The 18,311-nt window shown below is 71.2% G+C and carries 18 protein-coding genes and 1 riboswitch; of the genes, 10 read left to right on the forward strand and 8 right to left on the reverse strand.

Annotation, left to right across the window (positions count from 1 at the left end; translation table 11 throughout):
* The first annotated feature begins 38 nt into the window (after positions 1-38).
* On the forward strand, positions 39-353 hold the full coding sequence (locus IL992_RS11775; RefSeq protein WP_076434697.1) for a WhiB family transcriptional regulator: 315 nt from the start codon (positions 39-41) through the stop codon (positions 351-353).
* An 88-nt stretch (positions 354-441) separates the two neighbouring features.
* Here the strand turns inward: IL992_RS11775 and IL992_RS11780 are convergent, their stop codons facing one another.
* The 4 genes from IL992_RS11780 to IL992_RS11795 form a co-directional block, all read right to left on the reverse strand.
* The gene (locus tag IL992_RS11780; protein WP_193203442.1) at positions 442-1,113 is read right to left on the reverse strand and encodes a phosphoribosyltransferase; all 672 of its coding nucleotides are present in this window, start codon (positions 1,111-1,113) and stop codon (positions 442-444) included.
* A 48-nt stretch (positions 1,114-1,161) separates the two neighbouring features.
* Positions 1,162-2,262 (reverse strand): ribosome small subunit-dependent GTPase A, encoded by a 1,101-nt coding sequence (gene rsgA / locus IL992_RS11785; protein WP_193203352.1) that lies wholly within the window; start codon positions 2,260-2,262, stop codon positions 1,162-1,164.
* A 292-nt stretch (positions 2,263-2,554) separates the two neighbouring features.
* A complete protein-coding gene (gene glyA / locus IL992_RS11790) occupies positions 2,555-3,832 on the reverse strand; it encodes a serine hydroxymethyltransferase (protein WP_449843666.1) in 1,278 nt (425 codons plus the stop codon).
* A gap of 9 nt (positions 3,833-3,841) precedes the next feature.
* A riboswitch (ZMP/ZTP riboswitch) is annotated at positions 3,842-3,943 on the reverse strand.
* A 97-nt stretch (positions 3,944-4,040) separates the two neighbouring features.
* Positions 4,041-5,009 (reverse strand): YihY/virulence factor BrkB family protein, encoded by a 969-nt coding sequence (locus IL992_RS11795; protein WP_226872723.1) that lies wholly within the window; start codon positions 5,007-5,009, stop codon positions 4,041-4,043.
* Between the two features lie 401 nt (positions 5,010-5,410).
* On the opposite strand from IL992_RS11795, the gene IL992_RS48910 reads away from it, so the two are divergent.
* From IL992_RS48910 to IL992_RS11815, 5 genes are all read left to right on the forward strand, one after another.
* Entirely contained in the window at positions 5,411-5,494 is an 84-nt protein-coding gene (locus tag IL992_RS48910; RefSeq protein ID WP_357054749.1) for a putative leader peptide, read from the forward strand.
* Between the two features lie 146 nt (positions 5,495-5,640).
* On the forward strand, positions 5,641-7,323 hold the full coding sequence (locus IL992_RS11800; RefSeq protein ID WP_193203354.1) for a nitrite/sulfite reductase: 1,683 nt from the start codon (positions 5,641-5,643) through the stop codon (positions 7,321-7,323).
* Positions 7,324-7,444: 121 nt separating this feature from the next.
* Entirely contained in the window at positions 7,445-7,600 is a 156-nt protein-coding gene (locus tag IL992_RS11805; protein ID WP_142563833.1) for an Insertion element protein, read from the forward strand.
* Positions 7,601-7,661: 61 nt separating this feature from the next.
* Entirely contained in the window at positions 7,662-8,390 is a 729-nt protein-coding gene (locus IL992_RS11810) for a phosphoadenylyl-sulfate reductase (protein WP_079314141.1), read from the forward strand.
* Entirely contained in the window at positions 8,387-9,133 is a 747-nt protein-coding gene (locus IL992_RS11815) for a sirohydrochlorin chelatase (protein ID WP_193203355.1), read from the forward strand. Before IL992_RS11810 ends, IL992_RS11815 begins: the two co-directional genes overlap by 4 nt.
* A gap of 14 nt (positions 9,134-9,147) precedes the next feature.
* Here the strand turns inward: IL992_RS11815 and IL992_RS11820 are convergent, their stop codons facing one another.
* The 4 genes from IL992_RS11820 to IL992_RS11835 all read right to left on the reverse strand — a co-directional run bounded on the left by IL992_RS11820 (position 9,148) and on the right by IL992_RS11835 (position 12,082).
* Positions 9,148-9,831, reverse strand: coding sequence for a hypothetical protein (locus tag IL992_RS11820; protein WP_193203356.1), 684 nt, complete (start codon positions 9,829-9,831; stop codon positions 9,148-9,150).
* Between the two features lie 108 nt (positions 9,832-9,939).
* Positions 9,940-10,731, reverse strand: a complete 792-nt coding sequence (locus IL992_RS11825; protein WP_193203357.1) for a hypothetical protein — start codon at positions 10,729-10,731, stop codon at positions 9,940-9,942.
* 1 nt (position 10,732) lies between these two features.
* On the reverse strand, positions 10,733-11,230 hold the full coding sequence (locus IL992_RS11830) for a SigE family RNA polymerase sigma factor (RefSeq protein WP_193203358.1): 498 nt from the start codon (positions 11,228-11,230) through the stop codon (positions 10,733-10,735).
* Between the two features lie 180 nt (positions 11,231-11,410).
* Positions 11,411-12,082, reverse strand: coding sequence for a DUF1707 SHOCT-like domain-containing protein (locus IL992_RS11835; protein WP_226872724.1), 672 nt, complete (start codon positions 12,080-12,082; stop codon positions 11,411-11,413).
* Positions 12,083-12,220: 138 nt separating this feature from the next.
* Between IL992_RS11835 and IL992_RS11840 the strand changes: the two genes are divergently transcribed.
* From IL992_RS11840 to glgX, 4 genes are all read left to right on the forward strand, one after another.
* Entirely contained in the window at positions 12,221-13,744 is a 1,524-nt protein-coding gene (locus tag IL992_RS11840; protein WP_319018493.1) for an ankyrin repeat domain-containing protein, read from the forward strand.
* A 76-nt stretch (positions 13,745-13,820) separates the two neighbouring features.
* Positions 13,821-15,467, forward strand: a complete 1,647-nt coding sequence (locus IL992_RS11845) for an isovaleryl-CoA dehydrogenase (RefSeq protein WP_193203360.1) — start codon at positions 13,821-13,823, stop codon at positions 15,465-15,467.
* Positions 15,468-15,559: 92 nt separating this feature from the next.
* Positions 15,560-15,988, forward strand: coding sequence for an OsmC family protein (locus tag IL992_RS11850; protein WP_193203361.1), 429 nt, complete (start codon positions 15,560-15,562; stop codon positions 15,986-15,988).
* Between the two features lie 114 nt (positions 15,989-16,102).
* Positions 16,103-18,223: a glycogen debranching protein GlgX gene (gene glgX / locus IL992_RS11855; RefSeq protein ID WP_193203362.1), complete on the forward strand. Its 2,121-nt coding sequence runs from the start codon at positions 16,103-16,105 to the stop codon at positions 18,221-18,223.
* The last annotated feature ends 88 nt before the right edge of the window (positions 18,224-18,311 follow it).

Consider the following 18,311-nt stretch of genomic DNA (forward strand, 5'->3'; position numbering starts at 1 on the left):
ACAAACACTGAAATACCTCTCACCAAAGGTGGTTTCTCATGTCTCAGGTACGTCGGCAGCTCGCCCGCCCGCGCCCCAGCTGGGGTTGGCAGGATGATGCCGCGTGCCGGGGAGAGGACCTGGTGCTGTTCTTCGGTCCTGACGGCGAGCGTCAGCCCGAGCGCGACATCCGGGAGCGCAAGGCCAAGGCCATCTGCGCTCAGTGTCCTGTGCGAGCGGAGTGCCTCGACTACGCGCTCTCCCGTCCGGAGAAGTACGGCACGTGGGGCGGCCTCAACGAGGACGAGCGCGCGTCCGAGCGTCGCCGTCGTATGCGCCGCGCCGCCAGCGCCGGCATCAGCGCCGTCGCCTGAGCGTTTCCCCCTTTCCCCGACACGCGTCACCGCTGGGCGCTTCGCGTCCCGTCCCCCGATCCGGGCGACGGAGCACGCGGAGCGCCCTTCAGGTCTCATCCGCCCCTCCACACCCCGCCCCGGCCAGCAGGCCCAGCACGTCGTCATCGGTGAGCTGGTCGAACCGCCGATACCACTGGCCCACCGCGCGGAAGTTCTCCGGCGTGGCCGGCACGACGACCTCGTCCGCCTCGCCCCGCATCGCCTCCGCCGTCTCCGGATCGGCGACCGGCACCGCCAGCGTCACCCGGCCCCGCCCCGCCTGGATCGTCCGTACGGCCCGCAGCGCCGCGCGCGCCGTCCCTCCGGTCGCCAGGCCGTCGTCCACCACGATCACGTCGCGGCCGTGGAGCTCCGGTAGCGGCCGATCTCCCCGGTAGACCCGCACCCGCCTGGCCAGCTCACGCCGCTCGCTGCCGGTCACCTCCGCCACGTCCTCCGGCTCCAGGCCGAGCCGGTCGAGCATCTCGGAGTCGAACACGGGCCGCCCGCCCTCCGCGATCGCGCCGACCCCGAGCTCGGGCCGGGCCGGATGCCCGATCTTCCGGGTCACCAGCACGTCGAGGGGGGCGCGAAGCCGCTCCGCGATCGGCGCGGCCACCGCCACGCCGCCGCGCGGCAGGGCGAGCACCACCGGATTCCGCGGGCTCATGTCCCACAGGATCTCGGCGAGCAGCGCCCCCGCCTCGGCGCGGTCGGCGTACGGCAGCCGCACCCGCATCGTCTTCACGCCCCGGTCATACCCGTCCGGGACGGGAGACACCCGACCCTACGGGCGGCTCATGCCCCTCATCTGCTTGTGGATCGTCTTCCACTTGCGGGTCTCCTCGGCGCGCAGCCTGGCGTCGGTGCGGCGGGCCATCCAGGCGGCCTCGCGCTGGAGCCTGTTCCAGCTCTCCAGCCGCCGCTCGGGCAGTTCGCCCGACTCGACCGCCGCCAGCACCGCGCAGCCCGGCTCCTCGCGGTGCCGGCAGTCGGAGAACCGGCAGTTCCCGGCCAGCTCCTCGATGTCCGAGAAGACCAGGTCGACGCCCTCGCTCATCTCGTACAGACCGACCCGGCGGATGCCGGGGGTGTCGATGACGAGCCCCCCGCCGGGCAGCGGGATGAGCTGCCGGTGGACGGTGGTGTGCCTGCCCCGCCCGTCGGCGGCCCTGACCTGCTGGGTCTCCATGACCTCCGCGCCGGCGAGGGCGTTGACGAGCGTGGATTTGCCCGCGCCCGACGGGCCGAGGACCACCGCGGTCCCGCAGGGGCCGAGGTGGGCGCGCACCAGGTCCACCCCGTCGCCGGTGAGCGAGCAGACCGGGTGGACGTCGACGCCGGGCGCCGCCGCCGCGACGTCGGCGAGGAGATCGTCCAGTCCCTGATCGAAGAGGTCGGCCTTGGTGACGAGCACGACCGGCCGGGCGCCGCTCTCCCAGGCGAGCGCCACGAGGCGCTCGATCCTGCCGAGATCCGCGAAGTCCGTGGCGTGCATGGACGGCTCGGCCACGAAGACCACGTCGACGTTGGCGGCCAGGACCTGGCCCTGGCCGTCGCCCGACAGCCCTCCGCGCGAGTCGCGGCTCACGCCACCCCGGACGAAGGCCGTACGGCGGGGCAGCACCTCGGCCAGCTCGTAGCGGCCCTCACTGAGCCGGGTGAGCGCGACCCAGTCGCCCACGCACGGAAGCGCGAGCGGGTCTGCCGCCGCGGCCCTGCGTACGCGGGCGCCGAACCGCGCCTGGTGGGTTCCGTCGGCGGCGATGACCTCGGCGGCGCCCCGGTCGACCCGCGCCACGCGCGCGGGAACGGCGCCGCCGGGCAGGTCGGGGAGCTGCTCCGCGAGCCCGTCGTGCCAGCCGAGAAGAGAAAGATCGTTGAACACTGCTGGTGAACACCCTTCGGAAACCGGGTGTCCCAGCGAGAAGAGACTAGGCGGGCACCCGGGAGTTGACGGACGGCATGGTCGTCAGAAAGACCCGCATAGTCCTCACCTCCCTGGTCCTGGCCGCCCGGTGGCGGCGACGGGAGAACGTTAGCAGCACCCCCGCGGCCCCGCGCAACCGAATAAATTCAAATCTCATCCGCGCGACCGGCCGTACGGAATCACGGGCGGAACGAAAACGGCTCCCCGCGACCTCGTGAGGCCGCTGGGAGCCGTCGCTCGCTTCCGGAGATCAGGACAGGCCGGGCGCGGGGAACCGGCTCGTCAGCTCGGTGACCTCGCCGTGCACCCGGGCGATCACGTCCTCCGCGTCGCCCTTGGCCACGGCGGTGACGACCTCGTCCATCCACGCGGCGATCTGGCGCATCTCGGCCTCGCCCATCCCGCGCGAGGTGACCGACGGCGTGCCGATGCGGATGCCCGACGGGTCGAACGGCTTGCGCGGATCGAAGGGCACGGTGTTGTAGTTGGTCTCCAGGCCCGCCCGGTCGAGGGCCTGCGCGGCCGGCTTGCCGCCGACACCCTTGGACGTGAGGTCCATCAGGATCAGGTGGTTGTCGGTGCCACCGGAGACCAGGTCGAACCCGCGGGCGAGCAACTCGTCGGCGAGCGCCTGGGCGTTCTTCACGATCTGCGCGGCGTACGCCTTGAACTCCGGCTGGGCGGCCTCGTGCAGAGCGACGGCGATGGCGGCGGTGGTGTGGTTGTGCGGGCCGCCCTGCAGGCCGGGGAAGACGGCCTTGTCGAGCGCCTTGGCGACCTCGTCGGAGTTCGCCATGAGCATCGCGCCGCGCGGGCCGCGCAGGGTCTTGTGGGTGGTCGTGGAGATCACGTCCGCGTGCCCGACCGGCGAGGGGTGGGCGCCGCCGGCGACGAGGCCCGCGATGTGGGCGATGTCGGCCGCCAGCACCGCGCCGACCTCCTTGGCGACCTCGGCGAAGGCCGGGAAGTCGATCGTGCGCGGGATCGCGGTGCCGCCGCAGAAGATCAGCTTGGGCCGGTGCTCGAGCGCCAGCGCGCGCACCTCGTCCATGTCGATGCGGCCGGTGTCGCGGCGCACGCCGTACCGGACCGAGTTGAACCACTTGCCGGTGGCGGACACCGACCAGCCGTGGGTGAGGTGGCCGCCGAACGGCAGGCCCATGCCGAGCACGGTGTCGCCCGGGTTCAGGAACGCCAGGTAGACGGCGAGGTTGGCGGGCGAGCCCGAGTAGGGCTGGACGTTGGCGTGGCCCACGCCGAAGACCGACTTGGCCCGCTCGATCGCCAGCGTCTCGATCTTGTCGATGACCTGCTGGCCCTCGTAGTAGCGCTTGCCCGGGTAGCCCTCGGAGTACTTGTTGGTGAGAACGGTCCCGGTCGCCTCCAGGACGGCTCTGGACACGTAGTTCTCGGACGCGATCAGCTTGACGGTGTCGGCCTGCCGCCGCTCCTCCGCCCTGATCAGTTCGGCGATCTCGGGATCGACGGCGTTCAGCGAGTTCTCAGCCATGGCGCCTTCCTTCTCCACGTCGACGGCGGCGGCGACCCAGGCGCACGGCCTCCGCGAATTCGCTCCCCGGTGGTGCCCCACCTAGTGACGCGCCACAGGAGCACGTCAGCGCCAGTCGCGACGTCCCCACTTTATCGGAGCGGGACGCCCCCTCACTCCGGCGAAACGGGCAGGTCGGCGAAGAGCCTGGACCCGGCGCGCAGCCTTCCCCCGCTACCGGGATGGATCAGTCCTTACCGGACTTGCGGTGATGGTGCTCGTGCCGGGTGGCGCCGCCCAGCGGCCACAGCCGGTCCACCTCCGCGTTCAGCGTCGCCCCGATGAGCACGGCCAGCGCGGTGATGTAGAGCCACAGCAGCACGGCGATCGGCGCCGCGAGCGAGCCGTAGATCGACAGCGGGGTGAACCAGGCCGCCAGCACCTCGCGCAGGAACGCGGCGCACACGATCCAGATCACCAGCGCCAGCACGGCCCCCGGAACCTCGCGCCACCAGCGCGTGCGGTGCGGCACGCTCACGTGGTAGAGCAGCGTGAGCATCAGCACCGAGCCGATCACGAGCACGGGCCAGTAGAGGATCGTCACGAGCACGGCGTACCTGGGCAGGGCGGTGGACATCAGGGTGGGCCCGATGACCAGGATCGGCATGACGACCAGCCCGATCAGCAGCGCGGCGAGATACAGGCCGAACGACAGGACCCGGGTGCGGATGATCCCCCGGGTCTCCCCAAGGCCGTACGCGATGGATATCAGGTCCACGTAGACGAACAGGGCCCGCGAGCCCGACCACAGCGACAGCAGGAAGCCGACGGAGATCAGCGAGACCTGGCCGCCGCTCAGCACGTCGGCGAGCAGCGGCTTGACGACCCGCTGGACGGTGTTGTCGGTGAACAGCAGCTCGGACTGGTCCACGACCCAGCGCCTGATCTCGCCGATGGCGGCCGGGCCGAGCAGCCCGCTCAGGTGGCCCATGACGCCGAGCAGCCCGAGCACGAACGGCGGCAGCGACAGCAGCGCGAAGAACGCCGCCTCACCCGCGAGGCCGGTCACCCGGTAGTTGACGCCCGCCATCGTGGTCGCCTTGACCAGGGCCCAGACGTTCGTCTCGCGCAGCCACGTGACACGCGCGCGGGCCAGCGCCATACCCTTGCGCGTGAGGCGCCGCGGCCTGCGCGACGGCGCGTCCGTGGAGGTCATGGCACCCAACCGGTCATGAGAACTGCGCTCTACCCGCTGCCGCGGCGGTTAGTACGTGGCCTGCGGGCGGATTGTCGCCGCCCAGAATAGGGGCCCCGGCGTGCTGCTCGCGAGAACCCCTCACGAACCGTTGTACGCGTACCCGTGTCATCTGTCCGTGACGGGCGGTGAACAATGGAGACATGATCTGCCCAGCGTGCAGGGAGCACCGGCACGAGGACTGCCGCGGCGGATCCTGGTGCGACTGCCAGCATCAGGATCCGTCCGAGAGGGAGCACGAGGCCGAGCCGCCGGAGAACTGGGTCCGCAAGGGCTGACGACCCCGCGTCACATTGCCGTCACAATCCCGCATCCTGGACACGAACTTGGACATCCAGGATCTCAGAGGTATCGTTTGGGACATGCCAGCGGACCCGTTGCTCGTCGTGCGACGCCACGTCGATCTCCTGCGTGTCCGTAGCGCGATCTGTATCGACGCCGGCTGACCGTCGCCCTCCGCTGATCCATCCGGGCGCTCGGCCAGGCGTCTTTTTCGTATGCCCTCACACTCGACGGCGAGGTGAGAGGCCGCCTGCGCCGGCGTCCGCCGAAACCCGATCTCAGACCGAGCCTCGGAGAAGGACGTGTGCCCATGAGCACCCCGGCCCGCCCGGCGAATCGCCACCACAAGCGCCCGCGCGGCGAAGGTCAGTGGGCTCTCGGTTACCGTGAGCCGCTGAACAAGAACGAGGAGAACAAGAAGGCCGACGACGGGCTGAACGTCCGCCAGCGGATCATCGACATCTACTCCAAGCGCGGCTTCGACTCCATCGACCCCGCCGACCTGCGCGGCCGCTTCCGCTGGTTCGGCCTGTACACCCAGCGCAAGCCCGGCATCGACGGCGGCAAGACCGCGATCCTGGAGCCCGAGGAGCTGGACGACCGCTACTTCATGCTGCGCGTCCGCATCGACGGCGGCCGGCTCAGCCTGGAGCAGCTCCGGGTGATCGCCGACATCTCCAACGAGTACGCCAGGGGCACCGCCGACGTCACCGACCGCCAGAATATCCAGCTCCACTGGATCGCGATCGAGTCCGTCCCGGACATCTGGCGGCGGCTGGAGGCGGTCGGCCTGTCGACCACCGAGGCGTGCGGCGACACCCCTCGTGTCATTCTGGGCTGCCCTCTGGCCGGGATCGACGCCGACGAGGTGATCGACGGCACGGAACAGATCCGCGAGATCTACGACCGGTACATCGGGGACAAGGCGTTCTCGAACCTGCCGCGCAAGTTCAAGACCGCGGTCAGCGGCTGCCCGGCCCACTGCACGGTCCATGAGATCAACGACGTCGCGTTCGTCGGCGTGGTGAACGAGCAGGGCGAGCGCGGCTTCGACGTCTGGGTGGGCGGCGGCCTGTCGACCAATCCGATGTTCGCCAAGCGGCTCGGCGCGTTCGTCCGGCCCGAGCAGGTCCACGAGGTGTGGGCCGGGGTGGCGGGGATCTTCCGCGACTACGGCTACCGCCGCCTGCGGCACCGGGCGCGGATCAAGTTCCTTGTCAACGACTGGGGCGCGGAGAAGTTCCGCCAGGTCCTTGAGACCGAGTACCTCAAGTACGCCCTGCCGGACGGCCCGGCCCCGCAGACGCCGCGCAGCGGCCGACGCGACCACGTGGGCGTCCACCCGCAGCGGGACGGCAACTTCTACGTCGGCTTCGCCCCCCGGGTGGGCCGGCTGGACGGCGACACCCTGCACCGCATCGCCGACATCGCCGAGCGGCACGGGTCCGCCCGGGTCCACACGACGGTCGAGCAGAAGATGGTCATCCTCGACGTCGCCCCGGACAAGGTGGAGTCGATCGTGTCGGAGCTTGAGGCGGTCGACCTGCGGGTCAACCCGTCCACCTTCCGCCGTCAGACGATGGCCTGCACCGGCATCGAGTACTGCAAGCTCGCGATCGTCGAGACCAAGGCGACCGCGTCAGCACTGATCGACGAGCTGGAGCGGCGACTGCCGGACTTCGCCGAGCCGCTGACCATCAACGTCAACGGCTGCCCCAACTCCTGCGCCCGCATCCAGGTCGCCGACATCGGCCTGAAGGGCCAGCTCGTGGTCAACGACAAGGGCGAGCAGGTCGAGGGCTACCAGGTCCACCTGGGCGGCTCGGTCGGGCTCAACCCGAGCTTCGGCCGGAAGGTCCGCGGGCTCAAGGCCACGGCCGAGGAGCTGCCCGACTACGTGGAGCGGGTCGTGCGCAACTTCGAGAAGCAGAAGAACGACGGCGAGACCTTCGCCGAATGGGTCCAGCGCGCCGACGAAACCGACCTCAAGTGACCACCGAGGGCGCGGTGGCGTCTGGACTGAGGAGCGAGCGAGTGCGAGGAACGAGCGCTCGTGAGCGACGACGGAAGACGCCACCTGGAAAGCGCCCGAGGCCAGCGAGCGGAGCGAGCAAATGAGCACCGAGAGGGCGGCGCCGTTCTACTGCCCGTACTGCGGCGAGGAGGACCTGGAGCCCTACGTGACCGAGGAGGAGAGCCACGGATGGTACTGCAGATCCTGCGCCCGCGCCTTCCGGGTGAAATTCCTCGGCCTCGGCGTGCGTTCGTGATCCCCGAAGGCTTTTCATCCAATGATCCGATGAACCAATGAACGACGTGTGAGGAGTAGCGATGTCGGTGGCGGAGATAGAGGCAGGGCTGGAGCGGCAGCGGGTGACGCTGGACCTCCAGGGAATCGTGGAGTCCGCGGCGCGCTTCCTTGAGGACGCGCCCGCCCGGGAGATCATCCGTTGGGCCGCGGCCACCTTCGGCGACCGCCTCTGTCTCACCTCGTCGATGAGCGACGCCCTGCTGATCGACCTGGTCAGCAGGGTCAAGCCCGGTGTCGACGTGCTGTTCATCGACACCGGCTACCACTTCGCCGAGACCATCGGCACGCGGGACGCGGTCGAGGCGGTCTACCAGGTCAACGTGATCAACGTGAAGCCGTCCAGGACCGTCGAGGAGCAGGACCGCGACCTGGGGCCGCGCCTGTACGGGCGCAACCCCGACCTGTGCTGCTACCTGCGCAAGGTCGAGCCGCTGAACCGGGCGCTCGAGCCGTACCTCGCCTGGGTGTCGGGCATCCGCCGCGATGAGTCGCCCACCAGGGCGAACACCAAGGTCGTGGAGTGGGACGCCAAGCGGCAGATGGTGAAGATCAACCCCATCGCCCGGTGGACCCAGGAGGACGTGGACAACTACATCGCCGACAACGGCGTCCTGATCAACCCGCTGCACTACGACGACTACCCCTCGATCGGCTGCGCACCCTGCACCCGCCGGGTGGCGCCGGGCGAGGACCCGCGCAGCGGCCGCTGGGCCGGCCTCGGCAAGATCGAGTGCGGCATCCACCTGTGACGACCGTCCCGCACGCAGGCGCGCCGCTGATCGCGGTGGCGCACGGGTCCCGCGACCCGCGCGCCGCCGCGACCGTGGAGGCGCTGCTCGACGGCGTACGGCGGGCGCGGCCCGGCCTGGACGTCCGCGCCGCCTATCTCGACCACGCCACGCCGTCGCTGCCGCAGGCGCTGTCGGGGCTGGACGAGGCCGTCGTGCTTCCCCTGCTGCTCACCGCCGCCTACCACAGCCGGGTGGACATCCCGGCGGCGCTGCGGGAGGCGGCCGGACGCACGCCGCTGCTGCGGGCCGTCTGCGGCCCCACGCTCGGCCCGCACCCGCTGCTCGTCCAGGCCCTCGAACGCCGCCTCGCCGAGGCCGGTGTGGAGATCGGCGACCCGGACACCGCCGTGGTGCTCGTCTCGGCCGGCTCCAGCGACCGCCGGGCGAACGCGACGATCGCCGCCGTCGCCCGCGAGTGGGCACGCACCCGCCCCTGGTGGTCGGTCACCGCCGCCTACGCCTCGGCCGCCGCGCCCAGGCCCCGGGACGAGGTCGTACGGCTGACGCGCGCGGGCGCCCCGAAGGTCGTGGTGGCGCCTTACCTGCTGGCCCCCGGCTACTTCGCCGACGCCGTGGAGCGCGACACCCTGGAGGCCGGGGCGCACGCCGTGGCAGACGTCCTCGGCCCCGCCCCCGAACTGGTCGCTCTCCTGCTCGAACGCCACGCCCAGGCCGTACGCGCCGCCTCCGCGGCCGCCTGACGGTGCGGCCGAGGCTAGGCGAAGTCCTGAATGGTGGTCACCAACTCCTCCAGACGCTTGACGGTCACAGCAGGTAGCGAGCCGAACACGTAGTTCAAATATACTCTGGCCCGATCCTCATCCAGGGTGGTCAGCCCCGCCAGCATCGCCTCCAGCACATGCTCGCTCTCGGCCTCGTCGGGGTGTGCCACGGCCGACAGCACCGCGAGTTCGGGGCAGGCGCGGGCCTGCTCAGGGTCGGTGATCAGGGGCATGCGGCCAGGATGGATCGCCAGTGGAGCGATGACGCCGTTCGGGCCCAGTCGGATCGCCTGCTCGCGCCAGCGGGCCATCGACCGGTCCGGACAGATGACTAGCAGCGCCGTGTCGCACTTGTGCTGCGATCGCAACGTCGTGACGTAGACCGGCCAGCTGAACCTCTTGGCGACATCCCGTCCGAGCTGCACCTCCACGATCACGGCCAGGAGCGCCGTTCCGGTCTCGTCCCGCACGACCACCACCGAGTCGGCGCGGTGTTCGATCGGTCCCGGCTGGGTGCAGTCGGCAGCCTCGACGCGAACGGCGACGAAGGGCGGGATCTGCATCCCGGTCACGCAGCGCAGAAGCTCGATCGCGGTCTCCGGCCGGTTGCGGATGAGCTCGATCGGTATTTCGTGATCGATACCAGGCATGGCTGCGACGTTACTGAATGTGTTCAATCAATTACTGAGAGTTTGAATGAATGGCGGCAATTGGCGGCTATGTCGGAGTCGATACAGCGAGGGCGGCCCCCGGGGCACGCGGCGCCAGGATTGGCGCATGACGACCTAGCCCTTCGGGAATGGCGGCTTCTCGGTGGGCTGCTCGCACGCCGACGACAGGATCTCCTGCCCGTTCGGCTTGCGGATCACGATGTCCCTGTCACAGTTGATGGGCGTCGGCGCCACGCCCACCAGCCACGCCTCCCGGATCGTCACCCTGGCGCTGGTGCGATACTCGCCGGTCTCGCCGACGAGCCGCTCGACCTCCCGCTCGCCGAGCGTGGGAATCGGCGCGCCCGGGTCACGGTCCGCCGCCACCCGCTGGACCGGCACCAGCGCGACGTCCACCTCGTTGTATCCCTTCAGATCCCTGCCGGACTCGTCGATCCACGAGATCAGGTGATCGACCTGGTCGCTCTGGACGCCGCAGACGCCCTGCGTCTCCAGTCGGCCGTTGAGCCAGACGAACGCGTACGACGGCTCGCGGCAGTCGACCTGCACGTTCACCGACTCGCTGATGCCCGTGTAGGGGAACCGCAGGACGCGCCCGCCCGTATCGATCTCCTTTTCGAGGAACACCCGCTGCCCCGCGAGGTACGACACCCCCGGAGTCAGCGAAGGGCCGGCCATGGCCGCGGTGTCCGGGCCGTCGCCGGGTGCGATCGTGACCGTACGCGGCGCGGTCGCCACCAGCACCGCGGCGGCCAGGCCGGCGGCCAGCACCGCCCCCGCGGCGCCGCGACGGCGCCGGATGCGCCGCACCCGCCGGTCGACGTCGGCCAGGGTGACGCCCGCGCCCCTCACCTCGGCGGCGTGCCGGGCGAGCAGGTCACGCAGATCGCTGTCGGTCATCGTCATGTCAGCCCTCCAGGCTCATCGCGGAGCGGGCGGCGGAATGGACGCGCAGCCTGGCCAGCGCCCTGCTCGCCTGGCTCCGCACGGTGGCGACCGAGCAGCCGAGGATCTCCGCGATCTGCACGTCACCCAGGTCGGCGAAGTAACGCAGCACGATCACCGCGCGCTGTTTCGGCGGCAGGCAGGTGAGGGCCTGCCGTACGGCCTCGCGGGAGCCGAGCAGGTCGGCGGAGTCGCCGACGGCCGGTTCCGGCAGCACGTCGGTCGGCCGCTCGCCCCGCCAGCGCCTGCGCCACCAGGAGGCGTGGGTGTTGGCCAGGATGCGGTAGACGTACGGGTCGGGGTTCTCGCCGACCCTGCGCCAGGCCAGCCACGCCTTGGCCAGCGCCGTCTGGAGCAGGTCCTCGGCGGTGGCCCAGTCGCGGCAGAGCAGGTAGGCCGTCCGCAGCAGTCGGTCCGAGCGCTGTTGGACGTAGCGCTCGAAGTCGGCCCGGTCGCGCATGTGCGGCCCCCAGGTTCTCGGTGATCCCTCGGTGAACGGTCACCGATGACTACGCCCTGGGAGCGTCCCGCCGTTGCCTCGTACGGCCATCCGGTTTCGCGGCGGGGCGGTGCGGACCGGCTCAGTGCAGGGGGGCTCAGTGCAGGGGGGCTCAGTGCAGGGGGGCTCAGTGCAGGGGGCTCAGTGCAGGCCGTGGTGGCGGCGGTCGGGGACCTCGTATCCGCCGTAGCCCGGCCGCCGGCGGCGCTCCTGCCACCACTCGCTCCAGGCGAACCAGCCGCGCTTGATCGGCTCGGCCCGGGAGTCGCCGATGATCTTCACGTCGCCCATCAGCACGTACGCCGTGACCTTGACGACGGGGGCGGACTGGCCGCGGGGGGCCTCGACCACCTGGACCTTCTTGTCCCCCATGATCGTGACGCCGGAGAGCTCGACGTCGACGCCGTCCGGCACGATGATCTTCACGTCGCCCATCACGCACGTGGCGACGATGTCCACCTCACGCCCGCGCACCTCCGCCTGGCGCAGGTCGAGGACCACGTCGCCCATGACGCAGACCGCGCCGATGCCGTCGTCGATCCGCCACGTGCCGGTCCTCTTGGCGTCGCCCATCACCGCCACGATCCACTTGCGCATCCTGCCCTGCGGGGCGGCCGGCGCCGCAGGGGCGGGTGCCGGGGCGGGGGCGGCACCCGGCAGGTCGGCGGTGATCTGGGCGAGCTCGCCGTGGGTCTGCGCCAGATAGGCGGCCTCGGTCCGCTCGGTCAGTTCCCCGAGGGTCAGCCGCCCCTCCGCGGACGCCACGCGCAGCCGTTCCACCACGGACTCGCGTTCGGCGTCGGATGCCCGCATACCACCCGGATCATTCACGCCCTTCACCGTATCCCGGCCGGCCCCGCTCTCCCTCCTCCCTGGGAACGATCCTGGGAACGATCCTGCGAGACGATCCCTGCGGACGAGGCCGGAAAGGGGCTGTGTGAGCATGGAATCGTGACCCGCAGCAGGTTGCTGGAGGCGATAGCGGGAGGGGACGTCGCGCGGGTGGCGGCGATGCTGCACCCGGACACCGCCGTGAACCCCGCTCAGGGGACGACGCCGCTTTATCGGGCGGCCGTCGGCGGTCACCATGACATCGTCAGGCTGCTCCTGGAGTACGGCGCCGACCCGGACCAGCCGAGCGGGGGGCACGAGGAGGGCCTTCCGCTCTGCGCGGCGGCGTGCTGGGACCACGCCGAGACCGTGCAGGCGCTGCTCGACGGCGGCGCCGACCCCGACGCGGCGGAGGAGGGCGGCTGGACGGCCCTGCTGTGGGCCGCGGCCAACGGCAACCTTGAGTCGGCCGACATCCTGCTCGACGCCGGGGCCGATCCCGGCCGGGCCGACGACGACGGCGACACCCCGCTGACACTGGCCACGATCTTCGGGGCGTACGGGATCGTCTGGTCCCTGCTGGAGCACGGCGCCGACCCGTCCGCGCCGGGCTGGGACGGCGCGACCCCGCTGGAGATCGCCGCGCGGCTGGCGACGGTGGATCTCGAAGCCGTGTTGCGCGAGGAGGTCTCCGCGAGGGTGGAGGGCGAGCACACGGTGCTGGTCGCCCACGGCTCCGCTCCGGACGGCACCCGGAGCGTCACGGTCGAGGCGCGCGGCGCCGGCGGCGGCTACTCGATCATCCGCCAGCACGGGCACGCCGCCATCGCGACGGTCCTGGAGGCGGCTCTCGGCCTGCGGCCGTCCGCGGACGTGCTGCTCAGGCGCGTGCTGCCCTACCGCGACCTGGACGAGGACGACGAGACGTGGTGGGCGGCCGTGCACGCGCTCCAGTCCCGCCACGACGAGGAGACGTTCCTGGCTCTGGCCCGGCTGTGCGAGAGCGACGACCCGGTGGAGCGGGAGTTCGGCGTCGACGTGCTCGCGGAATTCGGCCAGGAGGCGGGGCTCGGAAAGGAGGCGGGGATCGGCCAGGGGGCCGTGTCCCTGGGTGCGGGGCACGACCCCTACCGGGACCGCATCCTGGAGATCCTGCGCGACATGGCCCGGCACGAGACCGAGCCCGCGGTCGTCGAGGCGCTCCTGCACGCCTTCGGCCACCAGGCCGACGAACGGGCGCTCCCCGAGGTGCTGAAGATCGTCAACAGCCCGGGCCGGGAGCCGACGGTCCACGACCCCATCGCGCTCGCCGCGGTCCTGCCCCCGGACGACGAGGACGGACTGACCACGCTGATCCGGCTGAGCCAGTGCGCCGACGACGAGGTGCGCGACTGGGCGACGATGGGCATCGCGGGGCTGCCCGCCGACACCGCCGCCATCAGAGACGCGCTGGTCACCCGGCTGACGGACCGCGATCTGACGACGGTGGCCGAGGCCGCGCGGGGCCTGGCCGGGCGCGGGGACCGGCGGGCGATCGAGGGCGTCCACCGGGTGCTGTGCGAGGCGCGCGCCGACCAGGACTACGCCCGCGACCTCGCCCTGGAGGCGGCCCAGGAGCTCGGCCTGGAGATCTCGGGCGCCTGACCGGATCTCCCGCCCGGTGTTTGTCCCGGCCGCCGGAAATGTTGAGATGGAGTCCCGGCATCGTGGACGTCCCGGTATGGACGAGTCCCGGCATCGACCACAGGAGGACCCAGTGACCCACGACGTGACCAACCAGGTGCCCCCGCTGACCGGCCACGACGTCTCGGCCGACCCGGCGCTGCTGGAGGGGCTCGCCAGGGAGGGGGCGGACTGGGCGACCGGGGAACTGCACCAGCTCGGACTGCTGGCCGGTTCGGCGAAGGCGCAGGAGTGGGGGCGGCTGGCCAACGAGCACCCGCCCGTCCTGCGCACCCACGACCGGTACGGCAACAGGATCGACGAGGTCGAGTTCCACCCGGCCTGGCACGAGCTCATGACGGTCGCGGTCGAGAGCGGCGCGCACGCCGCGCCCTGGACGTCGGCCCGGCCGGGCGCGCACGTCGCCAGGGCCGCCAAGTTCTTCACCTGGTCGCAGGTCGAGGCCGGGCACGGCTGCCCGATCTCCATGACGTACGCCGCCGTGGCCGCGCTGCGGCACTCGCCGTCGCTGCGGGCGGAGTGGGAGCCGCTGCTGGCCTCCCGCACGTACGACTTCGGGCTGCGCCCGCCGCAGGACAAGCGCGGCGTGCTGGCCGGGATGGCCATGACCGAGAAGCAGGGCGGCTCCGACGTGCGGGCCAACACCACCAGGGCCGAGCCGCTGGGCGATGGGAGCTTCGCCCTGACCGGCCACAAGTGGTTCAACTCCGCCCCGATGTGCGACGTGTTCCTGGTGCTGGCCCAGGCCCCGGGCGGGCTGTCGTGCTTCCTGCTCCCCCGCGTGCTGCCCGACGGCACCCGCAACGCGGTGCGCCTGATGCGGCTCAAGGACAAGCTCGGCAACCGGTCGAACGCCTCGGCCGAGGTCGAGTACGAGGGCGCGGTCGCCTACCTCGTCGGCGAGGAGGGCAGGGGCGTCCGGACGATCATCGAGATGGTGAACATGACCAGGCTCGACTGCGTGATCGGCTCGGCCGCCGGCATGCGGTACGGGCTGACGCAGGCGCTCCACCACGCCCGCCACCGCAAGGCGTTCGGCCGGACGCTGGCCGAGCAGCCGCTGATGCGCTCGGTGCTCGCCGACCTGGCGCTGGAGTCCGAGGCGGCGACCACGCTCATGATGCGCCTGGCCGGGGCGACCGACCGGGCCATCGGGGGCGACGCGGCCGAGGGCCTGTTCCGCCGGGCCGCCCTCGCCGCCGGCAAATACTGGGTGTGCAAGCGGGCCCCGGTGCACGCGGCCGAGGCGCTGGAGTGCCTCGGCGGCAACGGGTACGTCGAGGAGTCGCAGATGCCCCGGCTGTTCCGGGAGTCGCCGCTGAACGGCATCTGGGAGGGCTCGGGCAACGTGGCCGCCCTCGACCTGATGCGGGTGATGGCCAGGGAGCCGGAGGCGGTCGAAGCGTTCTTCTCCGAGGTGGCGCTGGCCCAGGACAGGAGGGTCGCCGACGCGGCCGAGCGGGTGCTGAAGAGGCTCGCCTCGGCGGGAGAGGCCGACGCGCGCCGGGTGGCCGAGGAGATGACGCTGGTCCTCCAGGCGTCCCTGCTCGTACGGCACGCCCCCGCCGCGGTCGCCGACGCGTTCTGCGCGTCGCGCCTGTCCGGCGACTGGGGGCGCGCCTTCGGGACGCTGCCCTCCGGCCTCGACCTGGAGGCGATCCTGGACCGCGCGGCGCCGGCGTGAGCCGACCGGCCATGCCGGTGAGCCCATCGCGTCGGCGACGGCGTTAAGGTCGCTGCTGACGGATTAAGACTCGCTAGTGAAGGGAAGTCGCCATGGCGACCACTCGTACCGCGACGACGCAGTGGAAGGGCGCGCTGCTCGACGGTTCGGGCACCGTTTCGCTCGACTCCTCCGGGGTCGGCACCTTCGACGTCTCCTGGCCCTCCCGGGCGGAGGAGGCCAACGGCAAGACGAGCCCGGAGGAGCTGATCGCCGCCGCCCACTCCTCGTGCTTCTCGATGGCCCTGTCCAACGGCCTGGCCAAGGCCGGCACGCCGCCGCAGTCGCTGGAGACCCGGGCGGACGTGACCTTCCAGCCGGGTGAGGGCATCACCGGCATCGTGATCTCCGTCCGCGGGCAGGTGCCCGGCATCTCGGCCGAGGACTTCCAGCAGGCCGCCGAGACGGCCAAGGCGAACTGCCCGGTGAGCAAGGCGCTCACCGGCACGACGATCACCCTGAACGCCGAACTCGTCGGCTGAGCACCAGCGGGAGCCCCCGCCGGACCCGATCCGGCGGGGGCTCCCGCGTTCCCGTGCGAGAGCAGGGGTCGTCGCGGGTGCACGATTCGCCCCGGCAGTGGAGAATGAGGTTACATGCGCGAGGTTTGGCCTGGAGAGCCCTACCCGCTCGGCGCCACCTGGGATGGTGTGGGCACCAACTTCTCGGTGTTCTCGGAGGTGGCCGAGCGGGTCGAGCTGTGCCTGTACGACGACAGAGGCGGGGAGACCCGCGTCGATCTGCCCGAGGTCGACGGGTTCGTCTGGCACGGCTACGTGCCGGGGATCATGCCCGGCCAGCGGTACGGCTTCCGCGTGCACGGGCCCTATCGTCCCGACCACGGGCACCGGTGCAATCCGTCCAAGCTGCTGCTCGATCCGTACGCCAAGGCGATCGAGGGCTCGGTGCGGTGGAACGAGTCGCTGTTCTCCTACCACTTCGCCGACCCCGCCCGGCTCAACACGGAGAACTCCGCGCCGTACATGCCAAAGAACGTGGTCGTGAACCCGTTCTTCGAGTGGGGCAACGACCGGCCGCCCCGCACGCCGTACCACGAGACGGTGATCTACGAGGCACACGTGCGCGGCCTGACCATGCGCCATCCCGCCATCCCCGCGGAGCAGCGGGGCACCTACGCGGGGCTCGCCCACCCGGCCGTGATCGACCACCTCCAGTCGATCGGCGTGACCGCGGTCGAGCTCATGCCCGTCCACCAGTTCGTGCCGGAGCACTTCCTGGTCGCCCGGGGGCTGACCAACTACTGGGGCTACAACACGATCGCCTACATGGCGCCGCACAACGCGTACGCCAGTTCCGGGCAGCGCGGCGAGCAGGTCCAGGAGTTCAAGGCGATGGTGCGCGCCCTGCACGAGGCGGGCATCGAGGTGATCCTCGACGTCGTCTACAACCACACCGCCGAGGGCGACCACATGGGCCCCACGCTGGGCTTCCGGGGCATCGACAACGTCGCCTACTATCGCCTGCGCGAGGAGGACCGCCGCTACTACCTCGACTACACCGGGTGCGGCAACTCGCTCAACGTCCGCTCGCCCCACGCGCTTCAGCTGATCATGGATTCGCTGCGCTACTGGGTGCTCGACATGCACGTGGACGGCTTCCGCTTCGACCTCGCCGCCGCGCTGGCGCGGGAACTGCACGACGTCGACCGGCTGAGCGCGTTCTTCGACCTCATCCAGCAGGATCCGGTGATCTCGCAGGTCAAGCTGATCGCCGAGCCGTGGGACGTCGGCCCGGGCGGCTACCAGGTCGGGAACTTCCCGCCGTTGTGGACCGAGTGGAACGGCAAATACCGCGACTCCGTGCGGGACTTCTGGCGCGGGGCCTCCCAGACGCTGCCCGAGTTCGCCTCGCGCCTGGCCGGGTCGAGCGACCTGTACGCCAGCAGCGGCCGCCGTCCGGTCGCCTCGATCAACTTCGTGACCGCCCACGACGGGTTCACCCTCACCGATCTCGTGTCGTACGACCACAAGCACAACGAGGCCAACGGCGAGGGCAACCGCGACGGCACGGACGACAACCGCTCCTGGAACTGCGGCGCCGAGGGCCCGGTGGAGGATCCCGGCATCGTACGGCTGCGCCGCCGGCAACGACGCAACCTCCTCACCACGCTGTTCGTGTCCCAGGGCGTGCCGATGCTGCTGGCGGGCGACGAGTTCGGCCGCACCCAGCACGGCAACAACAACGCCTACTGCCAGGACAACGAGATCTCCTGGATCGACTGGTCGCTGATCCGGCAGGAGGGCGACCTGCTCGAGTTCGTCCGCCGCCTGGCCGCCTTACGGCGGGCGCATCCCGTCTTCCGGCGGCGCCGGTTCTTCCAGGGCCGCACGGTCGGGGACGGCAGCAGGGACGTCATCTGGCTCACGCCGTCCGGCACCGAGATGACCGACGGCGACTGGCACACGGGCTACGCGAAGTCGCTGGCGGTGTACGTCAACGGCGACGCGATCAGCGAGCCCGGCCCGCGCGGCGAGCGGATCAGGGACGAGACGTTCCTGCTGCTGATCAACGCCCACCACGAGAACCTGACGTTCGCACTCCCCGGGCCGGAGCTGGGGGCCGCCTGGCGTCCCGTCCTCGACACCGCCGACGAGGACGTCCGCGACGACCCGTACGCCGAGGAGATCCTGCCCGCCGGGGCCAAGGTCTGCCTCGCCGACCGGTCCATGCGGGTCCTGGTCTGCGCCGGCGGCTGAGCCGTCCACGCTGCCGCCCCGGGCCGCCGGAAGGCCGGGACGCGGCCGGGCACGACCCCGGCGGACCCGCGTGCCGTGCGGGTCGATG

The organism is Microbispora sitophila, assembly GCF_014892245.1.
GTDB lineage: Bacteria > Actinomycetota > Actinomycetes > Streptosporangiales > Streptosporangiaceae > Microbispora > Microbispora siamensis.

Coding starts and splice junctions, on each gene's coding strand:
- IL992_RS11775 (WP_076434697.1), top strand. CDS start 39: ATGTCTCAGGTACGTCGGCAGCTCGCCCGCCCGCGCCCCAGCTGGGGT.
- IL992_RS11780 (WP_193203442.1), bottom strand. CDS start 1,113: ATGCGGGTGCGGCTGCCGTACGCCGACCGCGCCGAGGCGGGGGCGCTG.
- IL992_RS11795 (WP_226872723.1), bottom strand. CDS start 5,009: ATGACCTCCACGGACGCGCCGTCGCGCAGGCCGCGGCGCCTCACGCGC.
- IL992_RS48910 (WP_357054749.1), top strand. CDS start 5,411: ATGCCAGCGGACCCGTTGCTCGTCGTGCGACGCCACGTCGATCTCCTG.
- IL992_RS11800 (WP_193203354.1), top strand. CDS start 5,641: ATGAGCACCCCGGCCCGCCCGGCGAATCGCCACCACAAGCGCCCGCGC.
- IL992_RS11805 (WP_142563833.1), top strand. CDS start 7,445: ATGAGCACCGAGAGGGCGGCGCCGTTCTACTGCCCGTACTGCGGCGAG.
- IL992_RS11810 (WP_079314141.1), top strand. CDS start 7,662: ATGTCGGTGGCGGAGATAGAGGCAGGGCTGGAGCGGCAGCGGGTGACG.
- IL992_RS11825 (WP_193203357.1), bottom strand. CDS start 10,731: ATGACGATGACCGACAGCGATCTGCGTGACCTGCTCGCCCGGCACGCC.
- IL992_RS11830 (WP_193203358.1), bottom strand. CDS start 11,230: ATGCGCGACCGGGCCGACTTCGAGCGCTACGTCCAACAGCGCTCGGAC.
- IL992_RS11835 (WP_226872724.1), bottom strand. CDS start 12,082: ATGCGGGCATCCGACGCCGAACGCGAGTCCGTGGTGGAACGGCTGCGC.
- IL992_RS11845 (WP_193203360.1), top strand. CDS start 13,821: ATGGACGAGTCCCGGCATCGACCACAGGAGGACCCAGTGACCCACGAC.
- IL992_RS11850 (WP_193203361.1), top strand. CDS start 15,560: ATGGCGACCACTCGTACCGCGACGACGCAGTGGAAGGGCGCGCTGCTC.
- glgX (WP_193203362.1), top strand. CDS start 16,103: ATGCGCGAGGTTTGGCCTGGAGAGCCCTACCCGCTCGGCGCCACCTGG.